This window comes from Marinobacter lipolyticus SM19, assembly GCF_000397065.2.
In the GTDB taxonomy this organism is placed as follows: domain Bacteria; phylum Pseudomonadota; class Gammaproteobacteria; order Pseudomonadales; family Oleiphilaceae; genus Marinobacter; species Marinobacter lipolyticus.
Genome location: NZ_KE007306.1, coordinates 761,707 through 775,002, shown reverse-complemented (window position 1 = coordinate 775,002; position 13,296 = coordinate 761,707). Strand labels below are relative to the sequence as shown.

The 13,296-nt window shown below is 56.3% G+C and carries 10 protein-coding genes; 4 read left to right on the top strand and 6 right to left on the bottom strand.

Features of this window, described 5'->3' with window-relative positions; translation table 11 throughout:
* Nucleotides 1-118: 118 nt before the first annotated feature.
* Nucleotides 119-772: a thiopurine S-methyltransferase gene (gene tmpT / locus MARLIPOL_RS03570; protein WP_012136714.1), complete on the bottom strand. Its 654-nt coding sequence runs from the start codon at nucleotides 770-772 to the stop codon at nucleotides 119-121.
* Nucleotides 773-848: 76 nt separating this feature from the next.
* Between tmpT and MARLIPOL_RS03565 the strand changes: the two genes are divergently transcribed.
* From MARLIPOL_RS03565 to MARLIPOL_RS03555, 3 genes are all read left to right on the top strand, one after another.
* Nucleotides 849-1,781: a D-2-hydroxyacid dehydrogenase gene (locus MARLIPOL_RS03565; RefSeq protein ID WP_012136713.1), complete on the top strand. Its 933-nt coding sequence runs from the start codon at nucleotides 849-851 to the stop codon at nucleotides 1,779-1,781.
* Between the two features lie 149 nt (nucleotides 1,782-1,930).
* Entirely contained in the window at nucleotides 1,931-3,148 is a 1,218-nt protein-coding gene (gene malE / locus MARLIPOL_RS03560; RefSeq protein WP_012136712.1) for a maltose/maltodextrin ABC transporter substrate-binding protein MalE, read from the top strand.
* 117 nt (nucleotides 3,149-3,265) lie between these two features.
* Complete coding sequence (locus MARLIPOL_RS03555) at nucleotides 3,266-4,585, top strand: YihY/virulence factor BrkB family protein (protein WP_012136711.1); 1,320 nt, start codon at nucleotides 3,266-3,268, stop codon at nucleotides 4,583-4,585.
* A gap of 35 nt (nucleotides 4,586-4,620) precedes the next feature.
* Here the strand turns inward: MARLIPOL_RS03555 and MARLIPOL_RS03550 are convergent, their stop codons facing one another.
* From MARLIPOL_RS03550 to MARLIPOL_RS03535, 4 genes are all read right to left on the bottom strand, one after another.
* Nucleotides 4,621-5,640 (bottom strand): HDOD domain-containing protein, encoded by a 1,020-nt coding sequence (locus tag MARLIPOL_RS03550; RefSeq protein WP_012136710.1) that lies wholly within the window; start codon nucleotides 5,638-5,640, stop codon nucleotides 4,621-4,623.
* Between the two features lie 96 nt (nucleotides 5,641-5,736).
* Nucleotides 5,737-6,966, bottom strand: a complete 1,230-nt coding sequence (locus MARLIPOL_RS03545; protein WP_012136709.1) for a DUF445 domain-containing protein — start codon at nucleotides 6,964-6,966, stop codon at nucleotides 5,737-5,739.
* Nucleotides 6,967-7,099: 133 nt separating this feature from the next.
* A complete protein-coding gene (locus tag MARLIPOL_RS03540) occupies nucleotides 7,100-7,834 on the bottom strand; it encodes a 16S rRNA (uracil(1498)-N(3))-methyltransferase (protein ID WP_012136708.1) in 735 nt (244 codons plus the stop codon).
* Between the two features lie 2 nt (nucleotides 7,835-7,836).
* The gene (locus MARLIPOL_RS03535; protein WP_012136707.1) at nucleotides 7,837-9,186 is read right to left on the bottom strand and encodes an adenosylmethionine--8-amino-7-oxononanoate transaminase; all 1,350 of its coding nucleotides are present in this window, start codon (nucleotides 9,184-9,186) and stop codon (nucleotides 7,837-7,839) included.
* A 210-nt stretch (nucleotides 9,187-9,396) separates the two neighbouring features.
* Between MARLIPOL_RS03535 and MARLIPOL_RS03530 the strand changes: the two genes are divergently transcribed.
* Nucleotides 9,397-9,885 (top strand): DUF2505 domain-containing protein, encoded by a 489-nt coding sequence (locus MARLIPOL_RS03530; RefSeq protein WP_012136706.1) that lies wholly within the window; start codon nucleotides 9,397-9,399, stop codon nucleotides 9,883-9,885.
* Here MARLIPOL_RS03530 and MARLIPOL_RS03525 read toward each other — a convergent pair.
* Nucleotides 9,877-13,119 carry a type I restriction endonuclease subunit R gene (locus MARLIPOL_RS03525; protein ID WP_012136705.1) on the bottom strand — a complete coding sequence of 1,081 codons (3,243 nt, stop codon included), beginning with the start codon at nucleotides 13,117-13,119 and terminating at the stop codon, nucleotides 9,877-9,879. The two genes, MARLIPOL_RS03530 and MARLIPOL_RS03525, sit on opposite strands and share 9 nt — an antisense overlap.
* Between the last annotated feature and the right edge of the window lie 177 nt (nucleotides 13,120-13,296).

Below are 13,296 nucleotides of genomic sequence, written 5' to 3'. Positions count from 1 at the left end.
GAAACATAATGAGAGTTGGAGTTGCTGGAAATGGTGTGGGTGGCTCCGCGACAACATGCAGTCGTAAAGTGTCAGTTACACTGGGTAAACGTAGCCGCCGATCCCCGATACCAGAAGGCTACTTTTTAACAAGCCGAAACACACTCTCAGTAGCCCCAGCCAACCCCTTCCGTTTGGTAAAAGGATGATCCTTGGCCAGCGTGTTGGTCAAGATATGTTCGATGTCGTAGTCATCGGAATAGAGCTCCCGAACCTCCTCGTCGCTGACGTTGAACGGCGGTCCCTTGATCTCGGTGTCGTAGTCCAGGGTGATCAGCAGAATTCGGGTACCGTCAGGGATGACGGCCGTCAGGTGCTCTACATACTGCTTGCGCATTTTCGGAGGCAGGGCGATCAGTGCGGCGCGGTCGTAGACCAGACGGATGTGTTTCAGGTCATCGGGGACCAGCTGGAAAAAGTCGCCGCACCAGAGCTCCAGATTGTCGTGCTTGAAGCGGGTGAACGGCTCACCCGGCCGTACCATGGCTTTCTCGCCGGCTTCCTCAAAAAAGTCCTTGCAGGCGATGTCGCTGAGCTCCACACCGATGATCGGATGGCCGCGATCGTGCAGCCACCACATATCGTGGGCCTTGCCGCAGAGCGGAACGAGCACCGCTGGTGTGCCTTCGCCCGCCAGTTCAGGCCAGTGGTCGTGAAGATAGCTGTTGATGGTCCCTTCGTGGAAGCCTATTTCCTTCTTTGCCCAGCGCTCGTGCCAGAATGCATGTTCCATCGTCTACCCATCCTTACAATTGGAGGTTTTTCTCAGTCTATCCTAATCTGTGCCTTTCTTGGTTAAGGAGAAACGAATGAAAGCGGTTTTCCTCGATGCTGATACGCTCGGAAATGACGTCGACCTGACACCCATTGAAACCGTCGCCGGGGGCCTCGTAAAGCACGAACGAACAGCACCGGAACAGGTGCTTGAACGGATTCGTGGTTTCGACACCGTGGTAGTGAATAAGGTTGTGCTCAACCGTGAACACTTCGAGGCCTGCCCGGACCTTAAAACCATAGCCGTGGTGGCGACGGGACTCAATAATATCGACCAAGCCGCTGCCAAAGAGCGTGGTATCCGGGTGATGAATGTCACCAATTATGGCCGCTCCACCGTGGCTCAGCACACCATGGCGCTGATGCTGGCATTGGCAACGAGATTGCTGGACTACGATCGGGATGTGCGGGCCGGGCGTTGGGGGCAAAGTCCGATGTTTTGCCTGATGGATCATCCGATCATGGAGCTGGAAGGTCGGACCCTGGGTATTGTCGGCTATGGCGATCTGGGCCAGGGTGTTGCGGAGCGGGCCCGGGCTTTTGGTATGAAGATTCTGCTCGGCGCACGCCCCGGACAGGAGCGGGGCGAAGTGGATGGTTATCCCCGGATACCGCTGGACGAGTTGCTGTCGCAGGTGGACGTGTTGTCGCTTCACTGCCTGCTGACTGATGATACCCGGAATATGATCGGCGCCCGGGAGCTGAAGATGATGAAGAGGCATGCACTGCTGATCAATACCAGCCGGGGCGGTCTGGTGGACGAGCAGGCGCTGGCGGATGCCCTGCGCGCCGAAACGATTGGTGGTGCCGGTTTTGATGTGCTGACCGAGGAGCCTCCGCGCCATGGCAATCCGCTGCTGGCGGACGATATACCCAACCTGATTGTGACGCCACATTCCGCGTGGGCGAGCAGGGAGGCAAGGCAGAGGATCGTTGAGATTACGGCACGTAATCTGTCTTCAGTCTGAATCAGGGTACTCCCCCCATACTCACCCCCGAAAAAACCGCAGCCGTATGACGCGGCTGCCGTTCCCTGTTGCTTACACTGCCTGCGAAATGCCCCAAGTGAGGGCATAAGTTTCACTAACGCTCCAACAATAACAACAGGGCGATACCTATGATCAGACCCATCCTGGCTCTTGCGCTTTACGCTCTTCTCTTTTCTGTACCGGTTCTCGCCTTTGAACGCGATGAACTGCTTATCTGGATCAACTCCGACAAGGGGCATCAGGGCCTGGCCGAAGTCGGCCGGCGCTTCGAGGCGGAAACCGGCATTCCGGTCACCGTGGAAACCCCGGATGATCTCACGTCCGAGTACGATCATTACGGCTATTCCTCAAGGGCGCCGGATATTGTGATCTGGCCCCACGATCGTTTCGGTAGCTGGATCAATGAGGGGCACCTGCGGCCTATCGAACCTTCGGTTAACGTACGTGATGCTGTAGCCCCCTTCGCCTGGCAGGCCGTTTCCGTGGGTGAGCGGGTGTATGGTTATCCGATCGCCCTGGAGGTGGTCAGCCTGCTCTACAACAAGGATCTCGTGGCAAAGCCGCCTGCCACTCTGGAAGAACTGAAAACCGAGCACCGTCGATTGAGTGCCCAGGGTATCGAGGCTATCTCCTGGGACTACAAGAATGTGTATTTTTCCTGGCCGGTATTTGCCGGATCGGGTGGGTACAGTTTTGGCGTGGAGAACCAGGTTTATGACCTTTCTGATGTGGGTGTCGCTACTGGTGGCGCCATCAGTGCGGTGAAGGGAATCAAGAATCTTCTGGATTCCGGAGTGTTAGCGAAAGATGCGGATTACGGCTCCATGATGGATGGCTTCAAAGCCGGTGAGACGGCCATGATCATTAATGGCCCTTGGGCGTGGAGTGAAATACGGGAAGCCGGCATCAATGTGGGCATCGCCAATGTGCCCACGGCCACCGGTGAGCCTGGAAAACCGTTCGTGGGGGTACTGGCGGCTGGAATCAGTGCTGTCTCCACCAATCACGAGTTGGCCAGGCAGTTCCTGGAAGGATACTTGCTGACGGGCGAGGGGCTGCACGCGGTAAATGACGACAAACCTCTGGGAGCGGTAGCCCATCTGGGTGTGGTGGAAACCCTCAGTGAGGACCCGTTCATCGATCATACATTCCGCTCCGCCAGTCGTGGCGAAATCATGCCTAACATCCCTGAAATGAAACGTTTCTGGGACCTGATGACCATCCGCTTTGCCGGCATGCTGGCAGGTGAATATCCGATCAAGTCCACGCTGAACGAGGCCGCCGACCGACTCAAGCGCCTTGATGACATGCGAGGCTGGACGCGTCGACACTACGTTACAAACTGAGAGCGTTTCCGCTACTGGCTCGAAACCACTAGTAAAAGCCACGCAATCGGCCATACTTTGTTGTGATTTGGTATCTGACTGATAATCTGTACAAAACACTGGCAAACAGGACGTTGTGTGGCTTCTTTTCAACTGAAAGACCGGCTTCAGGCGGCGGAAAACTGGATCCTCGCCAATCCCAATCCACCTCAGAACTGGCCGTGGACCTGGCTATATAAGACCGGGCGCAGCCTGTACGCGCTGATCCGGGATGTGGTCAGTGGCAACCTGACACTGCACTCCATGAGCCTGGTGTACACCACGCTGCTCAGTATTGTGCCGCTGCTGGCCCTGAGTTTTTCGGTGCTCAAAGCTCTCGGTGTCCACCAGAAAATGGAGCCGTTTCTATTTCAGTTTTTCCAGCCCATGGGGCCCCAAGGGCTGGAGATTGCTGAGCAGATCCTGAGTTTTGTCGACAACATGAAAGTCGGGGTGCTTGGTTCCGTGGGACTGGCGTTGCTGGTGTATACGGTGATTTCGCTGGTCCAGAAAATCGAGCGTTCTTTCAACATGATCTGGCGTGTCCCGGACATGAGGTCCATGGCGCAAAGGTTCAGTAACTACCTGAGCGTGATCATGGTTGGCCCCCTGTTGATGGTGTCCGCCATTGGCGCCACCGCCACCATCTTCTCCTCAAAATTCGTGCAGACATTGGTGGAGATTGAGCCTTTTGGCATGTTGATCATTGCCGTCAGTCGGTTTACACCATTCCTCCTGGTGGTGGGGGCATTCACCTTCGTTTATGTGTTCATTCCCAATACCAGGGTCAAGCTGCGTTACGCCTTTATCGGCGGCCTTGTGGCAGGGGTATCCTGGCAGGCGGCAGGAATGCTGTTTGCTTCCTTTGTGGCGGGGTCTGCCAAGTACGAGGCCATTTATTCCAGTTTCGCCATCGGCATCATTCTGCTGATCTGGACGTATCTCAACTGGATGATCCTGCTGCTGGGTGCCAGTCTGTCGTTCTATCTCCAGAATCCCGGTTCGGTGGCGAAGCGTCACCAGGTTCAACTGTCTCCCGAACTTCAGGAAAAGGTGGCTCTTGCGTTGATGTGGATGGTCGCCAAACCGTTCAGTAAGGGCGATCCGGCGCCTCAGCAGGAATGGCTGGAGCACCAACTGCGAGTTCCCGGAGAAGTCACCCGGGGGGTCAGTGACAAGCTCATCCGGGCGGGTTTTCTGACGCTGGCCGGTAGTCAGGGGGACAAGTTGATTCCCGGGCGCGCGCTCAACCTGATTTCTGTGGGAGGCTTGCTGGCCGCAGTTCGAAAAGATGAGGATCGGGTGGTGGATCGCCTGCCGGCCGTCATACCGGAGAGCCTGAGGATGCGCTCGGCGGCCGATGAGTCCGTTACCTTTGCTGAACTGCTGAGCGACGAGCAGGGCAGCAGCAATGCCTGATCCGTTGTAGCCATCGGTCTGGCGTGGGAGCGGCCTCAGTCTTCAAGCATCCGCAACAGCGCTTTGCGAACCCGTGCCAACTGGTTTTCATCCAGGCGAACCAGGTACAGCAGTTTCTCCTCCGCCATATTACGCTGGTGGGCGTGACGGAGCGCTTCACGGGTTCCAATGATCATCCCGTCATTCAATGGAGTATGTTCCTGATCTGGCGCAGGCCGCTCGGCGGCCAGCAAGTAAGCATGGTATTTCGGGGGCAGGTTCCACTCATTGGCCAGCAGTTGGGTCGTCGTCCAGTGATAGCGTGCCAGAGCTTGCCGCATAACCGCTGGCGCGGGTTCTTGCCTGTCCCCGCTGGCCAGGTGGATTCGGTGAACCTCTCTTCGCAAGGTGATATAGGACAGCGCCGGAAGCAGGCCCACCATAAAATGCGCGCTGGTGTCCTGGCCCTGGATTCTGGCGATCATCTCCGCTGCGCGGGCACAGGCAAGCCCCCATCGCCAGACACGCTGGGCAAAGAGCGCCTCGCGACTGTTGCGGGCGGCCATCATCGGTCGCATGATCGCAGCCGAAATGACACTGCGGATACCATCGAGACCCAGGACAAACACTGCGTGGTCCACGGATTCTATGATCTGGTCGCCGGGTTTGAAATAGGGGCTGTTTGCGATCTGCAGGAGCTGGTCGGTGAGTGACGGATCACTGAGAATGATGTCCGTCACCTCATGACGGTCCGATGATTCGTCCGACAGGACCTGCATCAGCATGGGTAGTGTCAGCGGACGGCGTGGCAATTCTTCGATGGTCTGGTCGTGCAGGCGTTGTTCCAGCTGCTCAAGTACCGGGCTGATCTTGTGTGTGCATGTTTTGAGTGCAGCAGGTGGTGAGTCCAGCAGCCAACAGAACAGATGGCCTTCCAGATTCTGAACCAGAGCTGCATTCTGCTCTGTGGTCGGGGAGTCGCCACTTACCGGATTGAACAGTCTTGGTTCTTGGGCCTGAAGCTCAGGCCCGGTGGCCGCAAAGAAACCTGATATCCAGGAGAAAATGCCTGGCATCCAATGCCTCCAGGTAGGTGAGTCGTCAATTAATACGTACCCGCTACCTGCCAGTATAGAGGCGTCATTGTTCTATGCACAGAAAAAGGGCCCCGGTTATCCCAGGGCACCACCAAATACGAAGATCAATTGGCCGACGCCTGCCACCATACCCAAAAACGCCCCGACCAGAATGAGTTTGATCTCATCCTCCTGGAAGCAGGGACGCAGCAGGTCCTGGAATTCCTCCGACGACAACGCGATCATGCGCTCAACCATGATGGATTTAACTGCCCGGGCCCGGTCTTTTTCAAACATCGGGTTGTTGAACGATGACTGCGAAATTTCGATGGCTTTCAGTCCCACCTTGTTCTTCAGGGTGGCGAAGCCGGTTGGCCCAAATGCCATCTGAGTCAACGCCTTGCCCATGCCGGCGGTTTCATCCACCAGCGGTTTGATGTGCTTCTTGACCATATTGCGGGCACGTTCTCCCTTGGGCCCCTCAATGATGGCGTTGATGATGTTGCCAACCGTCAGGATTTCGTGGGTCACGATGTGGCAGAAGGACTCAGCTACTTCGTTCTGGCGTTTGAGGAACAGGCCCTGCAATCGTATTGGTCCGAATTTCTTCTCGTACAGGGGGCGGAAAATCACGTTCAGCGCAATCCAGTTGGTGGCGTAGCCCACCAATAAGCCAAAAAACGGAAGTACCCACCAGCTCTGGTAGAAATACCACACCGCCATTTGCACCAGGCCGAACAGGAAGCCGAAGTAGAGACCGGAATTGACGATGAAACGAAACTCGGCATCGCCACATTCCAGAAAGATGCGGTTAAGCAGTTGCTTGTCCTTGGCAAGACGGTCGATGACCATGCCCTTGATGTCCAGCAGATCCTCAATATTGTCGGAAATATCATCGACCAGGTTGTCCACCAACTGGGGCGTCGCCTTGCGAACCCTGTCGTAGACCATGTTGCGGGCGGAATTAGGAAGGTTTTCCCAGAAGGTCGGGTATTCCCGCAGCATCATTTCGTCAACGTATTCCTCGATGCGGGGGTTGGCGGAATGCACGATGTGTGCAGCCAGCACTTTGGGGTCGATCTGCTGGAAGATTTCGTCGACTGTTCCGATCTTCGAGATGGTTGCGTCCACGCTGATGGCGGCCATCTTCCGTGCTTTGGACGGGATGATGCCCTGCCAGCCGAGCAATGGCGGTTTGCCGATAAATTCCAGGGGGTAGAAGGTCATTTTGATGGCAAGCCAGTTGGTGCTCCAACCGATCAATGCAGCAATGACTGGGATGCTTAGGTACTGCCAGAATTCGGGATTGGTAAACAGACTTGTCATCCGGTACTCGCGTTTGTTCGTTGTTGGTGTTTTGGTTCCCGCTACTCTTCTGCTCGACAGCGATAATGTTTGCCAGCCTGCGTCCTGTCAATGACTGATACGCCAGACAAAGGCGGCTGCACAGTCGGTTTTGTCAGCTTCCGATATCGCCCCAAAGCCATTGGCACAGCGACATGGCGGCGATCGGGGCAGTTTCTGTTCGCAGAACCCGCGGCCCGAGAGCGACCGGCAGGAAGCCGCTGTTTTCAGCTGCCGCTATTTCTTCAGGGCTCAGCCCTCCTTCCGGACCGATCATCAGGGCGACGCGAGCCGGTTTGTTCATGGAATCCAGGGACTGTTCGGTGCGGTGGTGCAGGACCAGCCTCAGGTCGCAGTCCGTGGTGTGTTCAAACCATTCCACCAGGGTCATGACCGGGAGAATCTCCGGCACGCGAGCCCGGCCGCATTGTTCGGCGGCGCTGATGGCGACGGATTGCCAGTGGCGCAGGCGTTTGTCCTCACGGTCACCCTTGAGCTTTACATCGCAGCGTTCGGTGGTGAGTGGGACGATGCGGGTCACCCCCATTTCCACGGCTTTCTGCACAGCGTAGTCCATGCGGTCGCCTTTGGAGAGGGTCTGACCAAGGACGATATCCAGGGAGGATTCAGTGGCGTTCGCGACCGGCGTTCCCACCTGAACGTCGACCTGTTTCTTGCTGGCGTTGGTAATGGTGGCGGGGTAGTCGTGCCCGTCACCGTTGAAAAGCCGCAGCTCCTGGCCGGGCTGCATGCGCAGTACCCGGCCGACGTGCTGCGCTGCGTTTTCGTCCAGCGCGGTTGTGCAGCCCTCACTCAGGGGGGAGCTGGTGTAGATTCTGGGAACGCGCATGCTCAGTCCCTGACGGCAATCTCAATGCCTTCGGTAGCTACCTGACCGAGATGGCGGATCTGCTCCTCGGTGATGATGTACGGCGGCATGAAATACACCACGTTACCCAGCGGACGAAGCAGGGCCTGGCGTGTGAGGGCGTGTTGGTAGACCTTGATGCCGCGTCGTTCCTGCCAGGGGAATGGCGTCTTGTCGGCCTTGTTCTTGACCATCTCCACGGCCAGCGTCATGCCGTGCTGGCGGATGCCGCCGACGTTCGGGTGATCCGCCAGGTGGGCTACCGAGTCGGCCATGCATGCGGACAGGCGCTTGTTATTCTCAATAACGTTGTCATCCCGGAAGATATCCAGGGTGGCCAGGGCGACGGCACAGCCAATGGGGTTGCCGGTGTAACTGTGGGAATGGAGAAACGCCCGCAGCGTCTCATAATCGTCGTAGAAAGCCTGGTAGACGTCATCGGTGGTCAACACCACGGACAGCGGCAGGTAGCCGGCCGTCAGTCCTTTTGACAGGCACATGAAGTCCGGGGTGATGTCTGCCTGTTCGCAGGCGAATAGGGTGCCAGTACGGCCAAAGCCAACGGCAATCTCGTCGGCGATCAGGTGCACACCATAACGAGTGCAGGCTTCCCGCAATTTGGTGTGATACACCGGATGGTGCATGCGCATGCCCCCGGCGCACTGGATGAGCGGTTCCACCACGACAGCACAGATTTCCTCGTGCTTTTCGGCGAGCAACTTTTCCATGGCCTCAAACTGACGCAGGGCGTATTCCTCGTCGGTTTCACCGGCCTCCTTGTTCCAGGCGTCCGGAGAAGGTGCGGTGAGCACCTCCATCAGCAGCGGCTGATAGGTGTCCTTGTACAGCGCAACATCGCCAAGTGCCAGGGCACCCAGGGTCTCGCCATGGTAGCTGTTGCCGAGGTTGACGAAGTTCTTCTTGCCGGGTTTGCCCTGATTCTTCCAGTAGTGGTAGCTCATCTTCAGCGCAGCTTCGATGGCGGACGAACCGTTATCGGCATAAAAGCATTTATTGAGGCCCGGAGGGGTGACCTCGATCAGGCGTTCTGAAAGGTTGACCACGGGCTCATGGCTGAAACCGGCCAGGATCACGTGTTCGAGCTTCCCGATCTGTTCCTGGATGGCCGCATTAATACGCGGGTTGGCGTGGCCGAACAGGTTGACCCACCAGGAGCTGACGGCATCGATATATCGGTTATTCTCGAAATCTTCCAGCCAGACCCCTTCACCCCGTTTCACGGGAATCAGTGGCAGGGTTTCGTGATCTTTCATCTGAGTGCAGGGATGCCAGACGGATTTAAGGTCCCGTGCGACGAGATCGGCGTTGCGCATCTGTAAGTCTCCTCTCGGCCCGGTGAGGGTTTGGGTAGCTGATAAATCAAAAGGTGCACCATGATACTTGGCAGAGGTGTGGCCGGCTAGTGGCCGGCAAGAGTGTGACCTGAATCACTCTGGCTACGCAGCCATCAGCAGCTGACCTGACGGCCAATGTTTGCCGGCACTGCCCCCGTAACAATCTCCTTATACTTTTTGGAGGCCGTTATGAAACTGGAGCTGAAACATCCCTACGAGGCGGGCCTTGAGCATGTGCTGGGCGCCTTCTTCGACGAGAGCCGCATCATCGAGAAAAACCGCAAGCTGGGTTCCCGAAATGTGCGTGTTGTGGAACTGAAACGCGATGACCTTTCAGCAAAGCTTGTGATAGAGCGCGAAATGATGACGTCCGCAGAAGTGCCGGGCATCCTGGCCAGCTTTCACCGTGAGTGGAACCAGGTGCGTCAGGAGGAACACTGGTTTCGCAAGGACGATTCCGAGTGGCACTGTGAATTCCGGGTGCGCATTGAAAATGTGCCGGCGAAGATTCAGGGCATTATGAAACTCCAGGGATCGTCTGAGAATTGCACCAACCACGTCAGCCTGAACGTGCGGTGTGACGTGCCGTTGCTGGGGAAAAAAGTGGCCAGCTTCCTGGCGGAAGACTCCCGCGTCAAAATCGAGCAGGAATACGAAGTTCTCCGCCAGTTATTGTAAGCGGGACGGTTGATACTTCTTGAAATTCTCGGCTTGCTCGAAGATTTCCTTGTACACCTCATCCCGGTCAATGGGGGGATAACCATGCTTCCCCAGCAGCAGGATGAGGTCCACCTTCAGTTCTGCCTTGATGTCCTCGCGCCGGTTCCAGTCGGTATACTTCATCTTATCGTCCACCACGGCTTTCACCGCCTCAGAAAGCGGGAGGAGCTTCTCTTCGGGATAAGTAAAGTCATACTTGGTCGCCAAGTCTTTCAGGATGTCATAAAAGGCTTTGACTTCCAGATCGATCCCCAACTCCTCAAAGGAGCCAACTTCATGTTTCAGTGAGTGGATCATGCCCATGTAGCGGTCAATAATCTCGTCCGTGAAATCTTCAACTACTTCGCCTCGCAGAACGTCCGCTTCTTTTCGTTCATTGTATTTTTCTACCAGTGCCTGGAGTTGCTTGGAGAAATCGACACCGCGAGCTTTATTCACTCGCTTGAAGTCCTCAATCGCTTTGGTAAGAAGTTGTTGGAGAAGTTTGATCTTCGTGTTTGGAAGTTTGATTTTCTCGATCTTCGCCAGATAGTCATCGTCGAAAATGTTGCGCGCCTCGGCGCCGGCCTCACCCAGTTTGAAAACCTCTTCAACGCCGTCGGCTTTCAGGGCCTCCGTCATCATCTCCCGCACTCGAGCATTCATCTGGGCAGTGTCCGGGGCATGGCCGCGGGTCAGTTTGAAAACGATGGAGCGAACGGCCAGATAAAAGTGAATGCGATCCCGCTCGGGCTGCGTCACGCCTTCCGAACCGCTGCAGATGTCATAGGCCGCCTTTAGGCGCTTCACCAGTGCCATAAAGCGCTTTTCAATCTTGTCGGTAAGCTGGGCATATTCGGCGGCCTGGTTCAGGCAATTCAGTTGTTCCAGCGGGCTGCCCTTGAAGTACGCGCGTGCGTCAAACTTGTGAAAGAGTTTGTTCAAAAGGTCCAGGTGGTCTTTAACCACAATGATCGACTGCTCGATTTCTTCGATATTCTGCTGGTCGGCCTTGTTGTAGTGGGCCAAGGCAAGGTTCATCTGCTTTTTGATGCCGATATAGTCGACCACTAGCCCTTTGCGTTTGCCCTCGAATTTTCGGTTGACCCGTGAAATGGTCTGAATCAGGTTGTGGCGTTGAATAGGCTTGTCGATGTAGAGGGTATCCAGAAACGGCACATCGAAACCGGTGAGCCACATGTCCACCACGATGGCGATCTTGAAGTTGGATTTCGGGTTCTTGAACTGACGGTCCAGCTCCTTGCGGAATTCCTGGGTGCCCAGCATGTCCCAGAGCGGCTTGGGGTCGTCCTTGCCCCGGGTCATGATCAGTTTCACCCGCTCCATTGGTTTGATCTCCCGCCGGTCTTTGTCAGAAAGCCGGGCGCCGGGTTCACACACCAGTACTTCGTTCCACTGTGGGCGAAGTGCAATCAGCTCCTGCCAGAAACGGTAGGCAATGGCGCGATTGCTGCACACGAACATGGCCTTGCCTTTGACGGTGGCGCCTTCCTCGACCCGCTGCTCGTAGTGATGGACAAAGTCCTTCGCCAGCGTCCGCAACCGGTCCGGGTCGCCCAGGATGATGCTCATGTTGGCGCTGGCTTTCTTGCTCTCCTCAATCTGGTACTCGCTGGCGCCGTCCTCCGCGCACTGGTCGTAGTAGGCCTCGATTTCCTGCAGTTTTTCGTTGTCCAGAATCACCTTGGCCGCCCGACCCTCGTAGACGATCGGAACGGTGATCTCGTCCTTGACCGATTCGGTCATGGTGTAGCTGTCCACCACCTCGCCAAACACATCCAGCGTGGCGTCGATGGGGGTGCCGGTGAAGCCGACGTAGGTGGCGTTGGGCAGCGAGTCGTGCAGGTACTTGGCAAACCCGTAACTGCGCCGGACGCCGTTCTCGGTTACCCGGACTTTCTGGTCCAGGTTGACCTGGCTGCGGTGCGCTTCGTCGGAAATACAGATTACGTTGTACCGATCCGTCAGCAGTTCGGTGTCTTCGGTGAATTTGTGGATCGTGGTCAGAAAAACCCCGCCACTGGTACGACCTTTCAACAGCTCCCGCAGATGGCTGCGGCTCTCCACGCTGATCACGGTCTGGTCGCCGATGTATTCCTTGGCGTTGGTGAACTGGCCGGATAATTGGTCGTCCAGATCGGTTCTGTCGGTAATCAGCACAATAGTGGGGCTTTCAAAGTCCACGCTTTTCATCAGCAGCCGGGTGAGAAACAGCATGGTAAAGCTCTTGCCGCAGCCGGTGGCCCCGAAGTAGGTGCCGCCCTTGCCGTCACCTCCCGGTTTGCGGTGTTCCAGAATGTTCCGGAACAGCTTACCGGCGGCGTAAAACTGCGGATACCGGCAAACAATCTTTTCCTCCCGGTGGGATTTGTCCGGGAAATAGATGAAATGCCGAATGACTTCCCGCAACCGGGTGTGATTAAACAATCCCTGAATCATCGTGTGCAGCGCTTTGATGCCGTCCTGTTCGATGGTTTCGTTACCCGTCACCTTGCGCCAGGTATAGAAATACTCATAGGGCGCGAACAGGGAGCCGAGGCGGGAGTTGACTCCATCGCTGATCACGCACAGGGCGTTGTACTTCATCAACTCCGGAATATCCCGGGCGTAGCGAACGGTAAGTTGCTTCCAGGCATCGTAAATGGTGGCGTTCTCACGGGTGGCGCTTTTGAACTCGAACACCACCAACGGCAGGCCGTTGATGTAGAGAATAGCATCCGGGATGCGCTTCTCCAGCCCTTCAACCTCCAACTGGTTGACCACGCGGTAGATATTGCCGCCGGCGTTATAATCTTCGCCGTCATCCGCAATGAACGTATCAACGTCGCCAGGCCCTGGCTCACGCTGCTCCGGAAGCCCGTTATAGCCCACCAGTTGAATGTAAAGGTCTTTCCGGGTGTGATCTTCCCGCTTTAGCAGGAAACCGTCGGCCACCCACCTGTGGATGGTCTTGTTGGAGGCGTAAAGATCCGAGGCGGAGAGGGCATCCAGCTGGTTGATGATGATGCTGATCTCATGCTCCGTGATGCCATCGTTGGCGTAGCGACTGGCCAGGAAAGACCGCAGGTCGTCGAAGATAAGAACGTCGTCTGGTGAGCGTGAAAGGGAAGGGCCAGGCGTATGTGGAAATCCCTGTTCACCCAACAAAGTGATAATGGCCTGTTCCAGTTTGTCCTCGGTGAACTTCGGCATTCCCTATCCTTACTGCGTGAACTGGCGTCCCGGACCGGCTGAATCCGCATGGTTTATTAGCATGTTACCTGATTGTAGCCATTTTTTGCCCGCCCGACGGCATCACACTCTGAAATCGCAGAATTTGGCCGGGCGAGCACTTACGTATAAACTGCGTCTGTCAACTCACAGAGCCAG